The 18,765-nt window shown below is 42.5% G+C and carries 22 protein-coding genes; 9 read left to right on the forward strand and 13 right to left on the reverse strand.

Going from position 1 to position 18,765, the window contains the following annotated elements:
* Nucleotides 1-2 precede the first annotated feature (2 nt).
* A complete protein-coding gene (tldD, locus tag ACE3G9_RS03425) occupies nt 3-1,451 on the forward strand; it encodes a metalloprotease TldD (RefSeq protein ID WP_449218483.1) in 1,449 nt (482 codons plus the stop codon).
* A 329-nt stretch (nt 1,452-1,780) separates the two neighbouring features.
* On the opposite strand, the gene yjgA is transcribed toward tldD, so the two are convergent.
* Complete coding sequence (gene yjgA / locus ACE3G9_RS03430) at nt 1,781-2,302, reverse strand: ribosome biogenesis factor YjgA (protein ID WP_417880079.1); 522 nt, start codon at nt 2,300-2,302, stop codon at nt 1,781-1,783.
* 123 nt (nt 2,303-2,425) lie between these two features.
* On the opposite strand from yjgA, the gene pmbA reads away from it, so the two are divergent.
* Nucleotides 2,426-3,769 (forward strand): metalloprotease PmbA, encoded by a 1,344-nt coding sequence (pmbA, locus tag ACE3G9_RS03435; protein WP_449218484.1) that lies wholly within the window; start codon nt 2,426-2,428, stop codon nt 3,767-3,769.
* A 111-nt stretch (nt 3,770-3,880) separates the two neighbouring features.
* Here the strand turns inward: pmbA and mgtE are convergent, their stop codons facing one another.
* The 12 genes from mgtE to ACE3G9_RS03495 all read right to left on the reverse strand — a co-directional run bounded on the left by mgtE (nt 3,881) and on the right by ACE3G9_RS03495 (nt 13,540).
* A complete protein-coding gene (gene mgtE, locus ACE3G9_RS03440) occupies nt 3,881-5,251 on the reverse strand; it encodes a magnesium transporter (RefSeq protein ID WP_449218485.1) in 1,371 nt (456 codons plus the stop codon).
* Nucleotides 5,252-5,412: 161 nt separating this feature from the next.
* Entirely contained in the window at nt 5,413-5,727 is a 315-nt protein-coding gene (locus ACE3G9_RS03445) for an HPr family phosphocarrier protein (RefSeq protein WP_417880081.1), read from the reverse strand.
* Complete coding sequence (gene rapZ, locus ACE3G9_RS03450; protein WP_417880082.1) at nt 5,724-6,608, reverse strand: RNase adapter RapZ; 885 nt, start codon at nt 6,606-6,608, stop codon at nt 5,724-5,726. Before rapZ ends, ACE3G9_RS03445 begins: the two co-directional genes overlap by 4 nt.
* Nucleotides 6,608-7,054 carry a PTS IIA-like nitrogen regulatory protein PtsN gene (gene ptsN, locus ACE3G9_RS03455; protein ID WP_417880083.1) on the reverse strand — a complete coding sequence of 149 codons (447 nt, stop codon included), beginning with the start codon at nt 7,052-7,054 and terminating at the stop codon, nt 6,608-6,610. The genes rapZ and ptsN overlap by 1 nt, the downstream gene beginning before the upstream one ends.
* A gap of 2 nt (nt 7,055-7,056) precedes the next feature.
* Nucleotides 7,057-7,344 carry a ribosome hibernation promoting factor gene (gene hpf / locus ACE3G9_RS03460; protein WP_417880084.1) on the reverse strand — a complete coding sequence of 96 codons (288 nt, stop codon included), beginning with the start codon at nt 7,342-7,344 and terminating at the stop codon, nt 7,057-7,059.
* A gap of 62 nt (nt 7,345-7,406) precedes the next feature.
* Entirely contained in the window at nt 7,407-8,891 is a 1,485-nt protein-coding gene (locus tag ACE3G9_RS03465) for an RNA polymerase factor sigma-54 (protein ID WP_417880085.1), read from the reverse strand.
* A 265-nt stretch (nt 8,892-9,156) separates the two neighbouring features.
* On the reverse strand, nt 9,157-9,882 hold the full coding sequence (gene lptB / locus ACE3G9_RS03470; RefSeq protein WP_417880086.1) for an LPS export ABC transporter ATP-binding protein: 726 nt from the start codon (nt 9,880-9,882) through the stop codon (nt 9,157-9,159).
* Between the two features lie 2 nt (nt 9,883-9,884).
* A complete protein-coding gene (lptA, locus tag ACE3G9_RS03475) occupies nt 9,885-10,397 on the reverse strand; it encodes a lipopolysaccharide transport periplasmic protein LptA (protein WP_449218486.1) in 513 nt (170 codons plus the stop codon).
* Nucleotides 10,378-10,944 (reverse strand): LPS export ABC transporter periplasmic protein LptC, encoded by a 567-nt coding sequence (gene lptC / locus ACE3G9_RS03480; RefSeq protein WP_449218487.1) that lies wholly within the window; start codon nt 10,942-10,944, stop codon nt 10,378-10,380. Before lptC ends, lptA begins: the two co-directional genes overlap by 20 nt.
* Nucleotides 10,941-11,498 carry a 3-deoxy-manno-octulosonate-8-phosphatase KdsC gene (kdsC, locus tag ACE3G9_RS03485; RefSeq protein ID WP_417880089.1) on the reverse strand — a complete coding sequence of 186 codons (558 nt, stop codon included), beginning with the start codon at nt 11,496-11,498 and terminating at the stop codon, nt 10,941-10,943. The genes lptC and kdsC overlap by 4 nt, the downstream gene beginning before the upstream one ends.
* Complete coding sequence (gene kdsD, locus ACE3G9_RS03490) at nt 11,498-12,469, reverse strand: arabinose-5-phosphate isomerase KdsD (RefSeq protein ID WP_417880090.1); 972 nt, start codon at nt 12,467-12,469, stop codon at nt 11,498-11,500. Before kdsD ends, kdsC begins: the two co-directional genes overlap by 1 nt.
* Nucleotides 12,470-12,574: 105 nt before the next feature.
* Nucleotides 12,575-13,540, reverse strand: coding sequence for a calcium/sodium antiporter (locus ACE3G9_RS03495; RefSeq protein ID WP_449218488.1), 966 nt, complete (start codon nt 13,538-13,540; stop codon nt 12,575-12,577).
* A 328-nt stretch (nt 13,541-13,868) separates the two neighbouring features.
* Between ACE3G9_RS03495 and mlaF the strand changes: the two genes are divergently transcribed.
* From mlaF to murA, 7 genes are all read left to right on the forward strand, one after another.
* Nucleotides 13,869-14,669, forward strand: coding sequence for a phospholipid ABC transporter ATP-binding protein MlaF (gene mlaF / locus ACE3G9_RS03500; protein ID WP_449218489.1), 801 nt, complete (start codon nt 13,869-13,871; stop codon nt 14,667-14,669).
* A gap of 43 nt (nt 14,670-14,712) precedes the next feature.
* Nucleotides 14,713-15,489, forward strand: a complete 777-nt coding sequence (mlaE, locus tag ACE3G9_RS03505) for a lipid asymmetry maintenance ABC transporter permease subunit MlaE (RefSeq protein ID WP_417880138.1) — start codon at nt 14,713-14,715, stop codon at nt 15,487-15,489.
* A 26-nt stretch (nt 15,490-15,515) separates the two neighbouring features.
* Nucleotides 15,516-15,992, forward strand: a complete 477-nt coding sequence (gene mlaD, locus ACE3G9_RS03510) for an outer membrane lipid asymmetry maintenance protein MlaD (protein ID WP_417880093.1) — start codon at nt 15,516-15,518, stop codon at nt 15,990-15,992.
* A 15-nt stretch (nt 15,993-16,007) separates the two neighbouring features.
* Nucleotides 16,008-16,652 carry a phospholipid-binding protein MlaC gene (gene mlaC / locus ACE3G9_RS03515; RefSeq protein WP_449218490.1) on the forward strand — a complete coding sequence of 215 codons (645 nt, stop codon included), beginning with the start codon at nt 16,008-16,010 and terminating at the stop codon, nt 16,650-16,652.
* Nucleotides 16,652-16,969 (forward strand): STAS domain-containing protein, encoded by a 318-nt coding sequence (locus tag ACE3G9_RS03520; protein ID WP_417880095.1) that lies wholly within the window; start codon nt 16,652-16,654, stop codon nt 16,967-16,969. The genes mlaC and ACE3G9_RS03520 overlap by 1 nt, the downstream gene beginning before the upstream one ends.
* A 15-nt stretch (nt 16,970-16,984) precedes the next feature.
* Nucleotides 16,985-17,239 (forward strand): BolA family iron metabolism protein IbaG, encoded by a 255-nt coding sequence (gene ibaG / locus ACE3G9_RS03525; RefSeq protein ID WP_417880096.1) that lies wholly within the window; start codon nt 16,985-16,987, stop codon nt 17,237-17,239.
* A gap of 92 nt (nt 17,240-17,331) precedes the next feature.
* Nucleotides 17,332-18,588 (forward strand): UDP-N-acetylglucosamine 1-carboxyvinyltransferase, encoded by a 1,257-nt coding sequence (gene murA / locus ACE3G9_RS03530; protein ID WP_417880097.1) that lies wholly within the window; start codon nt 17,332-17,334, stop codon nt 18,586-18,588.
* The last annotated feature ends 177 nt before the right edge of the window (nt 18,589-18,765 follow it).

Consider the following 18,765-nt stretch of genomic DNA (forward strand, 5'->3'; position numbering starts at 1 on the left):
CTATGACACTTACTAAGGTAGAAAGCGAATTATTAGCGCCGTCGGGATTAACCGATAACGATATTCAAAAAACATTAGCGAGCATTGCCACTCGTCATATTGATTATGCGGATATTTACTTTCAGTCTAGCTGGCATGAGTCATTAGTATTAGAAGACAGCATCATTAAAGATGGCTCGTTTAATATTGACCGTGGTGTCGGTATCCGAGCGATTGCCGGCGAGAAAACGGGATTTGCTTATTCTGATCAAATCGATATTAATGGTTTACAACAAAGTGCGGTTGCGGCGCGTGGTATTGCTCAACAAGGCCAAAATACCCAAGTAAAAGCCTTTACTCGCAGAGTAACGCCACAAACTTATCAAGCGGTTAACCCACTGGAAACCCTAGATAAACAGCAAAAAATTGAGCTGTTAAAGCAAATTGATGCCTACATCCGTAGCAAAGAGCCATTAATTCAAGAAGTGTCGGTAAGTATTAGTGGCGTGTATGAGCAAGTGCTGGTTGCAGCAACCGATGGCACTTACGCTGGTGATGTTCGTCCATTAGTACGTTTATCTATTTCGGTATTAGCCCAACGTGGTGAGCGTCGTGAACGTGGTAGTGCAGGTGGCGGTGGTCGTTACGGCTATCAAGCTTTTATGCAAACAATGGCAGATGGTAAAACTCAAGCGATTCACTTTGCCGATGAAGCAATTCGTCAAGCATTGGTTAACCTAGAAGCCGATGAAGCGCCAGCCGGTACTATGCCTGTAGTGTTAGGTTCAGGTTGGCCGGGCGTACTCCTGCACGAAGCGGTAGGTCATGGTTTAGAAGGTGACTTTAACCGTAAAGAGTCCTCGGTATTCTCTGGCAAGTTGGGTCAAAAAGTTACTTCAGACTTATGTACTATCGTCGATGATGGCACTTTGAAAGATCTACGCGGTTCATTGAATATCGATGATGAAGGTGTTGAAGGTCAATACAATACTCTGATTGAAAATGGCGTATTAAAAGGTTACATGCAAGATAAGCATAATGCAGGTTTAATGGGCGTCGCACCAACCGGTAACGGACGTCGTGAATCTTATGCTCATTTACCTATGCCACGAATGACTAATACCTACATGTTGCCAGGTGAGCATACTCCAGAAGAAATCATTTCTACGATCAAGAAAGGGCTTTATGCTCCTAACTTTGGTGGTGGTCAAGTCGATATCACTTCTGGCAAGTTTGTATTCTCAGCCTCAGAAGCTTACTTAATTGAAGATGGTAAAATTACCCGACCAGTTAAAGGCGCAACATTAGTTGGTTCAGGTATTGAAGCGATGCAGCAAGTTTCAATGGTAGGTAATGATCTATCGATTGATAAAGGCGTAGGCGTGTGTGGTAAAGCAGGTCAAAGCGTACCAGTAGGTGTTGGCCAGCCGAGCTTGAAGTTAGATTCGATTACGGTGGGTGGGACGCAGTAGAGGAAAAGAAAAAGCGTTCCTAGTTTCTAGGGGCGGTTGCGGGACGAATTTCGCATCACGGTGTGTTTTCGAGTCTCGGACACTGCGTTTCTCGTAGCTCGTTGCTCGATCGGTGCTTTGGGATTTATCGAGATTCGAGGATGTTGCGATCGGGAGCTAAAGGCATGGTTGCGGGTGACGTGTTGTGAGTAGCGTGTAAAGATCGTACTTGTCTCCGGTATACAGAAACAAGATCAAAAAAAGCAGTCTGAGATTTCAGAACTGCTTTTTTGTCTTTACTCGGTTCTCGAAGCGAAGCGCACTCGCTACTCGCAACTTTCTTTTATCTTTTAAAGCTCTTTCAACACCTTCAAGATCTGAAAAATCTCTCTCGACGCTTTCGGTGGCTTATTGCCGCCTTTTTCTTTTTGCGCTTGGCGTGCTAGTTGGCGTAAGCGTTGACGATCCGCTTCTGGGTGTTGCTCCATGACCTCTTCAATCGCAGGATCGATTTCAGTAATAATACGATCACGCATTTCTTCCAGCTTGTGTAGTTCAGCAGTCGCTTGTGAGTGCTTATTACGTAGCTTATCTAATTCTGCTTGGATCGGTTCAGGATCCACTTGGCGCATTAGCTTACCAATGTATTGTAATTGGCGGCGCTTGGCTTCGTTTTTAAAGCGTTGCGCATTAGCGATAGCTTCACGTAGATCATCATCTAATGGAAATTTATCCAAGGAAGACGGTTTCAAACCGACTAACTCTTCGCCCAATTTTTGTAGGGCTTCCATATCTTCTTTCATCTCGGTTTTACTTACCCAGATGATTTCCTCTTCTTCTTCCCAAGGTGCTTTTTGGTTTTTACGAGCCATAATCTCTACTTACTCTTAATATGAGAATCTTATTGGGCTATTTTAGCAAGAATTATGGGGAGAAAGCGAAATTCTTGTTATCCTAGAGGTAATAATAGTGAAATAAATTAGATAAGAGTGGATATGGACGCAAAACAGCAAATCGCACAGCAAAAAATTGAATTGGAAGCCGCCGTCGCAAAAGCGTTGGAGACTGCGAAAGTCAGCGCCGATGCGGTCGAAGTTGCGATCACAAAAACCACTGGTATTAGCGTCACGACTCACGCTTGTGAAGTTGAAAATGTTGAGTTTAATAGTGACGGTGCATTAGGTATTACCGTTTACCGTGGTCAGTGTAAAGGCAGTGCTTCAACCTCTGATTTGAGTGATCATGCGATTCAAAAAGCCGTAGCCGCTGCGTTAGATATTGCTAAGTTTACTTCCGCTGATCCTTACGCAGGACCAGCACCAAAAGAATTAATGGTTAAAGAGATCCCTGATTTGGATCTGTTCCATCCTGATGAACCAAACCCCGATTATGCCTCTGAAATGGCAATTCGTGCTGAGCAAGCCGCCTTAGAATACAGCGACAAGATCAAGCAAAGTGATGGCGCAAGTTATGATAGCCATTACGGTATTAAAGTGTACGGCAACAGTCATGGCTTGCTAGTGAGTAATGCATCGAGCCGTCATAGCTTGAGCTGTAGCGTGATTGGTGCAGGTAAAACCGGTGAAATGGAGCGTGATTACAGCTATACCATTGCTCGTCATAAAGATGATCTATGGACGCCAGAAAGTGTAGGCTTGCAAGCGGCTAAGAAAACCATCGACCGATTAGATGCACGCCAAGTGAAAACCGGCCAGTTTCCTATTCTATTCCAAGCCGATGTAGCAACCGGTTTACTCGGTCACCTAGTGATGGCGATCAGCGGTGGGAATCTTTACCGTAAATCCTCTTTCTTACTTGACCGTTTGGATACTCAAATTTTACCGAGCTGGTTTAATGTCGCTGAAAAACCGCATGTGCTTCGCGGCTTAGCATCTGGTGCATTTGATAGTGAAGGTGTCTACACCAAAGATGCCCAAATCATTAGTGATGGCGTGTTATCTACCTACCTATTAACTAGCTATGCCGCACGTAAGATGGGCATGACTCCAACCGGCCATGCTGGTGGTATCCATAACTGGTTTGTTGAATCAACCGGACAAGACTTTGGTCAACTCGTTAAAGACATGGGCACTGGGCTTATCGTGACCGAATTGATGGGACAAGGCGTTAATATGGTCACCGGTGACTACTCACGTGGCGCAGCAGGTTTCTGGGTAGAAAATGGTGTCATTCAGTACCCAGTTTCCGAAATCACCATTGCCGGTAACTTGAAAGATATGTTCAACAATATTTCAGCAGTAGGCACGGATGTGGAAACTCGTTCGCAAATTCAGACAGGGTCGATTTTGATTGATTCGATGAAGGTTGCGGGGGAATAATTGACGCGAGTTGCGTGGTAAAGTGGTTTTTCACTTCGAGTGGTGAGCTTAGCTTTTGCTCTTAACTCGCCTCTCGAAGCGAAGCGTTCTCGGATCTCGTCACTTTCTTTTCTAAATCATATTCATCTTAATCATCAAAGTCGCAAGACCTAAGAAAGCGGATAACCCCACCATATCGGTAACGGTGGTAAGTGCCATTCCGCCAGCGAGTGCTGGGTCGATATTCATTTTCTTCAGTAAGATTGGAATACTTACCCCTGCAATACCGGCGGCCAGTAAGTTGGCGAGCATTGCAACGGCCATGATGGTGCCAAGCACTACGCTACCTTTCCAAAACATTACAATACCGCCAATAATACAGGCCCATAACACACCATTGAGGAAGCCAATGGCTGCTTCTTTGAATAATAATGATCGTTGGTTGGTATTACCAATGTGGCCTAATGCTAAGCCGCGAATAACTAGTGCTACCGTTTGGTTACCGGCAACTCCGCCCATAGAAGGTACTATGGTCATTAATACAGCAACTGAGGCCATTTGTGCCAAGGTGCCTTCAAACATGTTGGATACGGAAGCGGCAGCCAGTGCCGCTAATACATTGGCTCCTAGCCAAATACTACGACGACGTACTGATTTAACGACTGGTGCAAAGGTATCTTCGTCATCATCTAGACCTGCCATACTCATCATTGAGTGCTCGGCATCTTCACGGATAACATCGACCACGTCATCGATAGTGATACGACCGACCAACTGACCATCTTCGTTAACCACCGGAGCCGATACCCAATCACGACGTTCAAATAAGCTAGCGACATCTGTTGCACTGGTATAAACCGAAATAGCTTCATCGGCATCTTCCATCAATTCGGTTATAGGGGTATCGATTTGAGATGTGATGAGTGAGGTCAGAGATAAATGACCAATTAACTTACTTTCACTATCAATCACATACAAAGCATCGGTAGCTTCTGGTAGTTCCCCTTTCATGCGTAAATAACGCAAGACAACGTCAACATCGACATCACTACGAATAGTAATAACGTCGGTGTTCATTAACCCACCAGCGCTATCCTCGGAATAGGATAAGGCGGTTTCGACACGTTCACGATCCTCAGAGTCCATTTGATCAAGGACTTCACGCGAAACGTCATCAGGTAAACTACGTAAGACATAGGCGACATCATCGGTATCCATGCCTTCGGTAGCTTCGGCCAGTTTCTCTGGGGCCATTTTTGAGACGATGCTATCTTTGATATCTTCAGAAAGCTCATCAAGGATCTCACCGTAATCTTCAGGATCAGTTAGTTGCCAGAGTACGTCACGGCTTTTGTGCGGGGAGGCTTCTAAAAGGTGCGCAATATCTTCAGGTTCCATGTCTTGTAGTTGACGACGAACATGGACAAAGCGACCATCTTCAATGGCTTCGCTTACTTCTTGGAGGGTTTGATGAGTGAGTTCAAACTCTAGTTGTTCAGCCATGATACGTTTCCTAAATACACCTGAATGACATCTATAATATTTGAGGTGTGAATATTAGCCTAATTTAACGGTAAATGTCATAGCTTATAGTGCTTTGAGAGCGGTATTTTTGCTTTGAATGAGAGACTAAAAGGGAAGGTTAAAACTTGATGAGCAGCTATTTATTCTTCTTCATCAAATTTTTGTTCAATTAAGGCACATATTGCGGACAGCGCTTGCTCGGCTTGGCTACCTTCGGAGGTAATATCAATATATTGGCCTTGTGCCGAATCAAGTAATAATAATCCCATGACGCTGTCGGCAGTCACTTCACGATCATCGGCGCTGATGGTGATGACTGCATCAAAGCTCTGTGCTAATTCAACTAATTTAATGGCCGCTCGAGCGTGTAGGCCTAATCGGTTCTGAATTAGTACGGTTTGCTGGCACTTAGTCTTTTGGTGAGCAGGCTTTTGAGGTTTAGTCTGTTGGCTCATGAGTGATGCTTCTCTAGGCTAGTATGACGAACTTGCACTTGATGACCTAGTGCTTTGAAATGTTCGCCAAGTTGTTGAGTGATATAGACAGAGCGATGTTTACCACCAGTACAACCAATTGCCACGGTGAGATAGCTACGGTTATTTTTTTCTAGTCGCGGTAGCCATTGTTTGATGAAGCCTTCAATGCTCGATTGTAATTCGAGAACATCCGACTCTGCACTAAGAAAATCGACAATGGGCTGATCGAGTCCGGTTAGTGGTCTTAACTCTGGGACCCAGTGAGGATTAGGTAAAAAGCGAACATCGAAGACATAATCAGCATCATTGGGTAAGCCATACTTAAAGCCAAATGATTCAAAGACCATGACTAATTCTTTAGAGTCTCTACCTTGTACGCGGATTCGTACAGTCTCGCTTAATTCATGTAAAGACAGATTACTACTATCAAGTACCAAATCCGCCTCTTCTTTTAGATTAAGCAGTAGGTCTTTCTCTAATTGAATTGCTTGCTCAAGAGAGAGCTTTTCTTTGTGCATTGAAAGTGGGTGCAAGCGACGGGTTTCGCTGTAACGTTTGAGCAAGGTTGATTGGTCTGCATCTAAAAATAGAACATTCACATCATACGATTGCTTAAGGTTTTGCAGCGTAGTCGACACCGCAGTTGGATCTTGTGGCAGGTTACGAATATCAATGCTTACAGCAACGTTTTGTTTACTACTACGAACTGAGGCGACAAATTCATCCAGTAAGTTTACAGGAAGGTTATCAACGCAATAATAACCAAGATCTTCCAATACGCGCAGAGCCACACTTTTACCTGCACCGGATTGGCCGCTGACTATGGTGATGTGTAGTGGTTTAGACTGATCCGTATTCATTAAGTACCAACCATAATGTTGTATAGCTCTTGGTCGGTTTGAGCGTGACGTAACTGCTTTAATATTGCTTTATCGTTGAGTTTTTCAGCCATCAATGACAAGGTTTTCAAATGAACTTTACATTGTTCATCTGGCACGAGTAGTGCAAAGAGAATATCGACAGGGCGGTTATCAATCGCATCAAAATCAACCGGTTGATCGCACTGTAGTAAGACTGCAATGGCTTGTTCGCTATCTAGCATGCGGCCATGAGGAATAGCGATGCCGTTACCGATACCTGTCGTTCCTACTTTTTCACGAGACAACATGCACTCAAATAAGCGAGTTGAATCTAGGCCACTGTGTTGCGCTGCGATTTCACTAATGATTTCGAGTGCACGTTTTTTGCTAGTGCACTGAACTGCAGTTTTTGTGCAGTTCAGTGACAATACTTCATTTAATTGCATAGTTAATGACTACTTAGTTTCTCTTTGTGTTTATTGAGTTGTCGAGTGAGTTTATCGACTAAATCATCAATTGAGGTATACATGTTCTCACTTTGCGAGGAAGCATGAATTTCACCTTGATTGACGTGTAGTGTCGCCTCGGCGATTTGATCTAACTTTTCAACCTTTAATACAACATGAGTGTTATTGATATGGTCAAAGAAGCGTTCTAGCTTTTGGAATTTAGTGTTCACATATTCGGTTAACGCATCGGTTAAGTCGACGTGGTGTCCGGTAATATTCATTGGCATAAACTTTCCTCTTTAGTTAGATACTCAAATCACTTGAGTATTTCTACCCTTAATTAATAGACCTAGAGTAGACGTTTCCGTTGACTAGAAGGTGCAATGCCGAGCGATTCACGATATTTAGCGACCGTTCGTCTTGCTACTTGTATTCCTTGTTCAACTAAAAGGGCTGCAATCTTACTATCACTTAACGGCTTCTTAATGTCCTCAGCGGCGACGAGCTTCTTAATTAAAGCGCGAATTGCGGTTGATGAACATTCCCCACCAGCTTCAGTGCTGACATGGCTTGAGAAGAAGTATTTAAGCTCAAAAATTCCTTTTGGTGTATGCATATATTTTTGTGTTGTTACACGAGAAATCGTTGATTCATGCATATCGACATCGAGTGCGATATCGTTGAGAACCATTGGTTTCATCGCTTCTTCACCATGTTCAAAGAAATCTTGTTGATGTTCAACTATACAACGAGCAACTTTGAGCAAGGTCTCGTTTCGACTCTCTAAACTTTTAATCAGCCATTTTGCTTCTTGAACATGGGTACGTATATATTGGCTATCGTTACTATTGCCTTTGCCTAAAGCGGCGTATTGCTGATTAACCTTTAAGCGAGGCACACTATCGGGATTGATAGTAACGGTCCATTTACCTCGATCTTTAAACACTGATACATCTGGCACCACATATTCGATATCATCGCCGCTGACATGATTGCCGGGTCTCGGGTCGAGTTGCTGAATCAAGGTTAAAATTTGTTTTAGCTCATCTTCTTTCAGTTTAGCTTCTTTACAGATGAGTTTGTAATCTCGGTTACCTAGGTAATCAATATAATTGTGTAACACCATTTTAGCTTCATCGAGCCAAGGGGTGTCTTTCGGGTAAATAGCCAGTTGCAGTAATAAGCATTCTTGGAGATTACGTGAGGCAACGCCGAGTGGATCAAACTGCTGAATACGTTTAAGTACCGCTTCAATTTCATCGAGTTCAATTTCATCATTTCCAAGACTTTGCTGAATATCGTCTAAACTTTCAGTGATATAACCATATTCATCGAGACTATCAAGTATCGCCAGCGCTATAGTGCGGTCGGTATCGCTAAAAGGGGTGAGTTCTAATTGCCACTCTAAATAGTCTTGTAGCGTTTGTGTGGTTTCACCTTGGTAGACGGGGAGTTCGTCGTTGCTATTTATTCCGGTACTGCCAGTGTTCGCGCTGTAAATATCTTCCCAACTAGCATCTATGCTAAGTTCATCGCTAATGGTTGATTGTTCAATATGCTCGGTGCTATCTGGTACTTCAAGTTCGTTTTCTTGTGCGTTAGTGGTATCTTGCAGAGTGTGTTCTGTTGAGTCGGTATTGTCGTCATTTTTATTCGCGTCGTCAGCTTGCTCAGAAAATTCATCAGCAACTTCTAATAGTGGGTTGGAATCGAGCGCTTCTTGAATTTCTTGCTGTAAATCGAGTGTAGAAAGTTGCAACAAACGTATTGCTTGCTGTAACTGAGGGGTCATGGAAAGCTGTTGACCAAACTTAAGTTGTAATGATGACTTCATGCAATACTCAGTGCCCTTTGTTCTGAAATATCCCTATTCATAGTGTCTTGAATGATGCTTATACCATTGTATTTGAAGCTACAGTTTTGTTGACTACGCTCATTCTCCCCCTATCTCTTTATTAAACAAAGTCATAGACGATCTATGCTTATGGGGTTTCATTCACTTGTCGCCTCACTGCAATTCCAATTACTTTGGGTGTAGTATCTAAGTCGAGAGTGGCGATTCCTTCGCTCACATCATCCAAGTTGGTGCTAAAGAGCTGTTATAAGCGGAATTGTTCACCTAGGTATACTTTCTTCACTTGCTCGTTATTCAATACTTCTTCTGGAGTACCGTTGGCGATCAAGTGACCTTGGCTCACAATATAGGCGTGCTCACATACATCTAATGTTTCACGTACGTTGTGGTCGGTGATTAATACGCCTAAACCACGGTCACGTAGGTGCTCAATAATTTTTTTGATATCAATAACCGAGATTGGATCGACCCCGGCAAAAGGTTCATCCAATAAAATAAATTTCGGGTTTGCCGCTAATGCACGAGCAATTTCGACACGGCGACGTTCACCACCAGAAAGCGCCATCCCCGTACTTTTACGAATATGTTGAATATTAAACTCATCGAGTAGTTCTTCTAAACGATCTTGCTTATCCGCTTTGGTTAGCTCATCACGGGTTTGCAGCACCGCCATAATGTTATCTTCGACAGAAAGTTTGCGAAAGATTGAGGCTTCTTGAGGTAGGTAACCGATACCCATACGGGAACGTTGGTGCATCGGCAGTATACTGATGTCAGTTTCATCAATGCTAATGGTGCCTTCATCACGAGAGACTAGCCCTACAATCATATAGAAAGAGGTCGTTTTACCTGCCCCGTTAGGCCCAAGCAAGCCGACAATTTGGCCAGATTTTACTTCTAAGCCTACATCACTGACGACTTTTCGGTTGCCATAGGTTTTAGCCAGTTTTTCTGCTTTAAGAGTCGCCATAATTATTTTTGTTCCAATTGCGCAGGTTGAATAACCGTTGATACTCGCTCGCCATCGCCGCTACTTGCTTTTAAGTTTTGGCTGGAAATATGGTATGTGATCTCTTTACCTCTGATAACGCTATCGTCTTGGTGTAGTTCTGCGTTGGTAGTCATCACAAGTTGGTCGCTGGCAACGGTATACACGAGAGTATTCGCCTGGCCTTTTAATAATTTACCTTCATCGGTTTTTTGTGAAAAGTGAGAAGGTTTACCATAGCCTTGTAATTCAGTCAGTTCGCCAGTTTTGGCATCACGGAAAGCGATCAGCTTATCGGCAGTCAGTACAATGCTGCCTTGAGTCAATTTTACATTGCCAATAAAGGTAACTTTGTTAGTCTTCATATCCAAATCTTGGCTATCAGAGCTGATATGGATTGGTTGTTCTTGATCGCTGGTCAGTGCCCATGATGAAGCTGAAGCGAATAAGCAAAACAATACACTAAGGTATAAAGAGCTACGGTGTAATATTTTCATAGGTACCTTGAACTTGATTAAAAAGCGTAGCGAGGTTGGTATCAAAGTTACCTTTCATCGCGTTGCCAATATTGGTAAATTGTGGCCCAACCATTGTGACAGTGGTGTTGGTTGAAAAATCTTTGCTATTCAAATCAATGAGCATTTTTTCTGTGGTCATGCGATCAAAACTTGCACCTTCAATCGTATTACGTGCTACCACATTATGTTGTAGTGTTAATAGATGATCTTTCGATAACACTGCGCTATCTGAAGTAACAACCCATTCTTCTGTGCTGCCTTCGCGGTAAACTACCAATTTAGGTTTATAGAATACCGTGTGGCCATCTTGTGCAAAGTGTTCTAAAGAGTCCGAATACATTTTATAGTTGCGCAGTCCATCGATATCATAAGTGGTGTTCGTGAGATGCTTACCGGTAAATAATGGCGCTTCTAAACTTGGTGCAATAAGCTCTACGTCATCTGCCGATTGATCATAAAGATAATAAGCTGACCAAGATGCCACAAAAATGAGCAGTAAATAAATGAGTCTAGATAAGCTCATCATATACTGAGTCCTTGATATGCTTCGAGTTCATTTCTCGCCTGTAAAATTAAATCACATACTTCACGTACCGCTCCGTGACCGCCTTTAATATGGGTAACATAATTGGCGCGTTGCACTAACAATGGATGCCCATCAGCAACGGAGACTTGTAAGCCTACTTTTTCCATCACTGGCCAATCGATTAGGTCATCCCCAATATAACCAACCTGTTGTGGCGAAACCTTTAGTTTGCTCAAAATATCTTCATAGGCGATAAGTTTGTTATCTTGGCCTTGGTAGATAAGCGTGATACCCAAAGCTTTCATGCGGTTTTCAACGATTTGAGATTGTCGACCAGTAATAATGGCGATATCAATCCCTGCTTGCATTAATGATTTAACGCCATAGCCATCGCGAGTGTGAAAGGTTTTGAGCTCTTCACCTTGATTTCCCATGTACACCAAGCCATCTGAGAATACCCCATCGACATCACAGATCAATAATTTGATGTTTTTCGCTATATTCATTATAGATGTTGGAGCTTGTCCGTATGGGGTAGGTGTCATTTGGCTCATTACATTACTCCAGCCTTTAATAAGTCATGCATATTCAGTGCACCAACCAATTTACCATTTTGGCATAGCATTAAGCCATTGATACTTTTTTCTTGCATGATATTCAACCCTTCAACAGCCAGTAGATTTGGTGTTGCAATCGTTGGGTTCTTGGTCATGACTTGGCTAATTGGCGTGGTGTGCACATCGATACGTTGATCGAGTAAGCGGCGTAAATCACCATCAGTGAAAATACCAAGTAGTGTCATATCTTTATCGACAACCGCTGTCATGCCGAGTCCTTTTTGTGACACTTCTAACAAGGCATCACGAATTAGAGCATCTTGGTTTACGGTTGGTAGTGCGGCACCTGAATGCATAATATCAGACAGTTTAAGTAATAATTTACGGCCTAGTGCGCCACCTGGATGCGATAGTGCAAAATCTTCAGCGGTGAATCCGCGCGCTTTCATTAATGCGACCGCAAAGGCATCGCCCATCACTAAGGTAGCAGTCGTACTTGAGGTTGGCGCAAGATCCAGTGGGCAGGCTTCTTCTGGAACTGTGATTTGTAGGTGTACGTCAGCCAGTTTAGCCATGTTAGATTCAGGCTTACCCGTCATGCCAATAATGCGAATATGACGACGTTTAAGTACTGGGTAAAGTGCTAATATTTCTGAAGACTCGCCGGAGTTTGAAATCGCTAATACAATGTCATCAGAGCCAATCATACCCAGATCACCATGGCTTGCTTCTCCTGGGTGAACGAAGAATGCAGGAGTACCAGTACTGGCTAAGGTGGCAGCAATTTTGTTACCAATATGACCCGATTTACCCATACCCATTACTACAACCTTACCTTGGTTGTTTAAAACCATATCGCAAGCGTGTTGGAAGTCGTCATTAAAATACTGCGCTAACTGTTGTAGGCCTCGCATTTCAATTGATAAAACATCTTGGGCAACAGAGCGGTAATCAAAAGAAGTCGACATCAATGTTATTCCTAGTCTGGGGAGATTGTTGTTTAACTGCATCGTCAGTTAACGATAATTTAATAAAAAGGCGATTGTGTGGTCGCCTATTCGTAATGTCTTGTTTTAGGCACTGATATTGTAAAACAGATAACTTTGATAAGCTAAAAAGCATAGCAATAATATCCCACCCTCAGTGCGGTTTATGCTGCGAGACTTTCCTAGAGCCATGATAACCAAGAGTAATGATACGCCTAGCATGACCCAAAAATCTCGGTTCATGGCGTATTCACTTAATACCGATGGTGTTAGTATCGCAGGGATGCCCATCACAGCTAAAATATTAAAGATATTCGAACCGATGATGTTACCTACCGCCATATCATCTTCACCTTTAAGAACGCCCGCGAGAGATGCAGCAAGTTCAGGTAAACTGGTACCAATAGCGATGATAGTCAAACCGATAACCAGATCGCTCATACCGAAATATTTAGCGATGATCACAGCGTTATCGACTAATAAATCGGCAGCTATTGGCAATAGAATTAACCCCACGACGACCCAAAAAATAGCGGTTTTATTATCAACCCCATCTGGGATTTCAGATTCTTGCTGTTCTAACAAGACATCTTTTTCGCCTTTTTCACTTTGGCTAATTTTAAGCATACCTAAAATAAAGGCGGCAAATAAAGCGATTAACACCAGACCTTCAGTAAAGCCTAAGTAGTCATCCCACATTAGGGAACCAGCGATCAAAGTCACGATGATCATCAGAGGTAGTTCGCGATGCAAAATTGTTGAGCTGATTGATAGCGGCTTAATCATGGCGGTAATCCCTAAGATCAATGCAATGTTGGCTATGTTTGAACCGAGTACGTTACCAATTGCAGTATCGGTTTTCCCTTCCAGCGCAGCTGTGGCAGAGACCATCATTTCTGGTGCTGATGAGCCCATGGCCAGAATAGTCATACCAATGACTAATGGGGAAATGCCCATGTTCTTTGCAACGGCTGCTGAGCCATAAACCAGCTTATCAGCACTCCATACTAATAATGCAAGGCCAATAAGGAGTAATACAACTGCAAGTAACATGATGATTCCTGTTTACTAAAGTGAATTTAAAAGTGAACAAAATATTGAGTAGGTTAAATTAAGGGAGAAGTTAACTATCCTCAATATAAGGGGCGCAATTTTGACGTTTCAAGCAACAAAAAGAAAGTCTCTTGATGTATTTATTAATGAATTGTCTCTATTTACATGAAAAGACAGATAAACCATGCTGATTTTCAGATTATTTGATGTATTGTTTTTGAACTCAAGATGTAATGTGCTTATTATGCGATAATGTATACCCAAGTGAATTCTGCATCTTGAAGTCACTTGGGTATATTACTTTGGTTAGTGATTATAAAGGGAAGTTATGACAGCGGAATTGATATCGATAAAATCTCTGACGTTTCAGCGTAATCAAAGAGTGATTTTTGATGATGTGAATTTGTCGATCCCAAAAGGAAAGATCACCGCCATTATGGGGCCATCGGGAATTGGTAAAACGACATTGCTGCGTTTGATCGGTGGCCAAATTTCACCAGATCAAGGTGAGATATGGTTTGATGGTGACAATATTCCTACTTTAAGTCGACAGCGTTTGTATCAAGTTCGTAAGAAAATGAGCATGTTATTTCAATCTGGTGCTTTGTTTACCGATATGAATGTATTCGATAATGTCGCTTTTCCTTTGAGAGAACATACTGAACTGGACCAATCTTTAATTTCCACCTTAGTTAAACTCAAATTGGAAGCGGTTGGGTTACGAGGGGCAGCGCAACTAATGCCAAGTGAACTTTCTGGTGGTATGGCTCGGCGAGCAGCGTTGGCGAGAGCGGTTGCGCTAGATCCTGATTTAATTATGTATGATGAACCGTTTGTCGGACAAGATCCTATCACTATGGGCGTGCTGGTGGAGCTGATCAAAAACTTAAACCATGCCCTTGGCGTGACGTCGATTGTGGTGTCTCATGATGTGCCTGAAGTAATGAGTATTGCCGATTATGTGTATTTATTGTCTCACGGTAAAGTCATTGCTCAAGGTTCTCCCGATGATCTTAATCAGAGTACCGATGAGCGTGTACAACAGTTTTTGACTGGAAAAGAAGATGGTCCAGTTCCGTTTCATTTCCCTGCTTCACCAATTGAAAAGGATATATTGGGTTGTGAATAAACCAGAGCAAAACCGTGATTCTGTAAAAGACAGTCACCCTATAATCAATAAGGTCGCCCGAGTTGGCGATCGTACCATTGGCTTAGCAGAAGCTTGGGGAAGAGCTTCTTTGATGCTGTGGGGGGCACTTATTGGTAAACCTCAATTAAGGAAAAACTTTCCTTTATTTATCAATCAGATCTACGCCATTGGTGTGCAATCTCTAGCGATTATTATTGTGTCAGGTTTGTTTATTGGCATGGTGTTGAGTTTACAAGGTTACATTATATTGGTGGACTACGGCGCAGAAGGCAGCTTAGGTCAAATGGTGGCACTGTCGCTATTACGTGAGTTAGGGCCAGTGGTGACCGCATTATTATTTGCTGGACGAGCAGGATCGGCGTTAACTGCTGAAATTGGCTTGATGAAGGCCACCGAGCAATTATCTAGTTTGGAAATGATGGCGATCGATCCTTTGCGTCGAGTCGTTGCGCCACGTTTTTGGGCAGGGGTTGTAGCAATGCCGATACTGACGATGATCTTTATGGCGGTTGGCATCTGGGGGGGACAGATCGTCGGCGTAGAATGGAAAGGCATCGATGCGGGGAGTTACTGGTCGGCGATGCAATCTTCAGTCAGCCTTGGTTACGATATTGGTAACAGTGTTATTAAGAGTATGGTGTTTGCGATAACCATTATCTGGATTGCGTTATTTAATGGCTATGATTGTATTCCTACATCAGAAGGCATTAGTCGCGCTACTACTCGTACGGTTGTACATTCGTCATTAGCGGTATTAGGGCTAGATTTTATTCTGACTGCCTTGATGTTCGGTCATTGATTTTGAATTTATATTGGAAGTAAATCATGCAAACAAATCGTCGTTTAGAATTTATGGTAGGCAGTTTTGTCTTATTGGGCGTTATTGCGATTTTAGTAATGATGTTTAAAGTGGCTAACGTCACCAGTATTGGCCCAAGTGACAGTTATATCTTGAAAGCGCGCTTTGATAATATTGGTAACTTGAAAGTGCGTTCTCCAGTAAAAGTGGGTGGTGTGGTCGTTGGGCAAGTGACTGACATTAGTTTAGATACTCAAAGTTATATTCCAGTTGTTAGTATGTCCATTGGACGAAAGTTTGGGAAATATCCAGATACTTCAAGTGCGAGGATCCTGACTTCAGGTTTAATTGGGGAGCAATATATTAGCCTAGTACCAGGTTTTGTTATGGAAGGAATGAGCAGTACCTTAATGGATGGTGATTTTATTGAAGACACGAAGTCTGCGTTAGTGTTAGAAGATTTAATTGGCCAGTTTTTATATAGCAGCAAAGAGTCTGAGTAATACAAGGAGTTGGGTATGTCCTGGTTAAGAAAAACAGCATTATTGTTGGTGTTCATAGGGGGAGCTTTTAATGTGAGTGCCGCAACCGTTGATAGTAGCGATCCTTATAAAATGATTCATTCGGTTGCAGAACAAACTTTTGAGCGCCTTAAAGCGGAGCAGCCGAAGGTGAAAGTGGATCCTAACTATTTAAAAACCATCGTAGAACAAGAAATGATGCCGTACGTTAATTATCAATATACGGCATTGAAATTACTAGGCCCCAATCTACGAGGAGCAGATAAACAGCAAGTAAGAGCGTTTATTCAGGAGTTCCGTGCTTATTTAATTACCTCTTATGCACAAGTCTTGACGCAATATACCGATCAAACGATTCAATTTTCACAAGAAAAATCGGTTAACGATGACGCTCGCATCCTCTCTATTCCAGTTGAAATTATTGATAAGGGGCGTCCTAATATTAAACTTGAGTTTACCTTATTGAAAAATACCAAGACTGGTGAGTGGAAAGCTTACGATATGGTGGCAGAAGGAGTCAGTCTACTTTCGAGCAAGCAGTCGGAATGGAACACAAAAATCCGTCAAGATGGTATTCCTGCCGTCACTAAAGAGTTAACTCAATTGGCACAGAAAGATATTGTTTTTGAAGGTAAAAAATAGTGCAGAGTCGTTATTGGCGAGAGGAAAGTGAACAGCGCGCCTCTATCATTGGTCAATTGACTCGTGATACTGTACCCGAGCTGTGGTCTCAGCTACAAGGTTGGCAGCCACAAATTACGCAATACGAAGTATGCTTAAAAGATCTCGATAGAGTGGATTCTGCAGGGATGGCAATGCTTATTCATTTATTACAGCATGCAAAAAATCAAAATTGTCATATAATGCTGACCTTTATGCCAAGTCAGCTATACACATTATTTAAACTTAGCAATATTGATGAATTATTTGCTGAGCATATTCAAATTACCGACGGTTAAAAATTAGAGGGTTACGTGGACATTATCCAAGTAAAACAAATATTAGATGACGCTTTGTCATTGCAAGAAATTCACGTGAAAGGTGAAGGTAGCCATTACGAAGTTGTTGCGGTTGATTCATCTTTTGACGGTATGAGTCGAGTTAAAAAACAACAATTAATTTACGCACCTCTGATGGAATACATCCAAAGAAATGATATTCATGCTGTGTCAATTAAAGCGTATACACCCGAAGAGTGGGCACGTGATAAAAAGCTGATGTCATTATAGATTCAACGGCCTCTATAGACTCAATCGCTATTGCTTACTTTTTGTCTAAAAGAAGTAAAGATTAAAAATAAAGAAGCAAGGTTCTTATACTAATGGAAAAATTTAGAGTACACGGTTCAGGCGTGCTACAAGGTGAAGTCACCATTTCTGGGGCTAAAAATGCAGCGTTACCAATTTTGTTCGCCGCTATTTTATCTGAAGGTCCAGTTGAAGTTGCGAACGTTCCTGCATTGCGTGATATCGATACTTCAATTGAGTTACTTAAGCGTCTCGGTGCGGAAGTTGAGCGAAATGGCGAAGTGTTAACGGTTAATTCTGGCCCAATTCACGAATATTGTGCTCCGTATGATTTAGTAAAAACTATGCGTGCTTCTATTTGGGCACTAGGTCCATTAGTGGCTCGTTTTGGTCATGGTCAAGTTTCTTTACCTGGTGGTTGTGCTATCGGTGCTCGCCCGGTTGATTTACATATTAATGGTCTAGAGCAACTAGGTGCAAACATTACGCTTGAAGATGGGTACGTAAAAGCGGAAGTTGATGGACGCTTGAAAGGTGCGCATATCGTGATGGATAAAGTGTCAGTAGGTGCAACCATTACAGTAATGAGTGCAGCAACCTTAGCAGAAGGTACTACGGTATTAGAAAATGCGGCTCGTGAGCCAGAAATTGAAGATACCGCGGCATTTTTAAATGCGATTGGTGCGAAAATTACAGGTGCCGGTACGGGGACAATTACCATTGAAGGCGTTGAGCGTCTTGCGGGAGGTAAGCACTCAGTAGTCGCTGACCGTATTGAGACTGGTACATTCCTAGTTGCAGCGGCTGTTTCTGGCGGTAAAGTCGTATGTCGTAATACAAAAGCCTCTTTACTCGAAGCTGTTTTGGCTAAGCTTGAAGAAGCGGGGGCGAAAGTAGAATCTGGTGAAGATTGGATTAGCCTAGATATGACTGGCCGTGAATTAAAAGCGGTCACGATTCGTACCGCTCCACATCCAGGCTTCCCAACGGATATGCAAGCGCAGTTTACTTTGCTGAATATGATGGCGAAAGGCGGCGGTGTGATCACAGAAACTATCTTTGAAAATCGCTTTATGCATGTACCAGAATTAATGCGTATGGGAGCTAAAGCTGAGATAGAAGGTAATACCGTTATTTGTGGGGATGCTGAAAGCTTAACTGGTGCACAAGTGATGGCAACTGACCTTCGTGCTTCTGCGAGCCTGGTTATTGCTGGTTGTATTGCTAAAGGTGAGACCATTGTTGATCGTATTTATCATATCGACCGTGGCTATGACCGCATTGAAAATAAACTCAATGCACTTGGTGCGAATATCGAACGTTTTCAATAATAGCTTGAGAAAGTGAGCATTTAATCTGCTTACTTTTTTGGCTATAGAAGCTGAAGTCCAAGGGGGCATTCATCTTTCATGGTTGAATTTTATCCGAACCCTTCGGACAACGTTTATTGGGCATTTCTACTGTGTTATCGGCTTTGTAAAAATGCTCAATAACTCGCTGTAAAAATC

This window comes from Vibrio sp. E150_018, from assembly GCF_053544035.1.

Coding starts and splice junctions, on each gene's coding strand:
- ACE3G9_RS03445 (WP_417880081.1), bottom strand. CDS start 5,727: ATGAGCCAACAGACTAAACCTCAAAAGCCTGCTCACCAAAAGACTAAG.
- lptB (WP_417880086.1), bottom strand. CDS start 9,882: ATGGCGACTCTTAAAGCAGAAAAACTGGCTAAAACCTATGGCAACCGA.
- kdsC (WP_417880089.1), bottom strand. CDS start 11,498: ATGAGCCAAATGACACCTACCCCATACGGACAAGCTCCAACATCTATA.
- ptsN (WP_417880083.1), bottom strand. CDS start 7,054: ATGCAATTAAATGAAGTATTGTCACTGAACTGCACAAAAACTGCAGTT.
- yjgA (WP_417880079.1), bottom strand. CDS start 2,302: ATGGCTCGTAAAAACCAAAAAGCACCTTGGGAAGAAGAAGAGGAAATC.
- tldD (WP_449218483.1), top strand. CDS start 3: ATGACACTTACTAAGGTAGAAAGCGAATTATTAGCGCCGTCGGGATTA.
- lptC (WP_449218487.1), bottom strand. CDS start 10,944: ATGATGAGCTTATCTAGACTCATTTATTTACTGCTCATTTTTGTGGCA.
- murA (WP_417880097.1), top strand. CDS start 17,332: ATGGAAAAATTTAGAGTACACGGTTCAGGCGTGCTACAAGGTGAAGTC.
- ACE3G9_RS03465 (WP_417880085.1), bottom strand. CDS start 8,891: ATGAAGTCATCATTACAACTTAAGTTTGGTCAACAGCTTTCCATGACC.
- mlaD (WP_417880093.1), top strand. CDS start 15,516: ATGCAAACAAATCGTCGTTTAGAATTTATGGTAGGCAGTTTTGTCTTA.
- lptA (WP_449218486.1), bottom strand. CDS start 10,397: ATGAAAATATTACACCGTAGCTCTTTATACCTTAGTGTATTGTTTTGC.
- mgtE (WP_449218485.1), bottom strand. CDS start 5,251: ATGGCTGAACAACTAGAGTTTGAACTCACTCATCAAACCCTCCAAGAA.
- rapZ (WP_417880082.1), bottom strand. CDS start 6,608: ATGAATACGGATCAGTCTAAACCACTACACATCACCATAGTCAGCGGC.
- hpf (WP_417880084.1), bottom strand. CDS start 7,344: ATGCCAATGAATATTACCGGACACCACGTCGACTTAACCGATGCGTTA.
- kdsD (WP_417880090.1), bottom strand. CDS start 12,469: ATGTCGACTTCTTTTGATTACCGCTCTGTTGCCCAAGATGTTTTATCA.
- ACE3G9_RS03495 (WP_449218488.1), bottom strand. CDS start 13,540: ATGTTACTTGCAGTTGTATTACTCCTTATTGGCCTTGCATTATTAGTA.
- pmbA (WP_449218484.1), top strand. CDS start 2,426: ATGGACGCAAAACAGCAAATCGCACAGCAAAAAATTGAATTGGAAGCC.
- mlaF (WP_449218489.1), top strand. CDS start 13,869: ATGACAGCGGAATTGATATCGATAAAATCTCTGACGTTTCAGCGTAAT.
- mlaC (WP_449218490.1), top strand. CDS start 16,008: ATGTCCTGGTTAAGAAAAACAGCATTATTGTTGGTGTTCATAGGGGGA.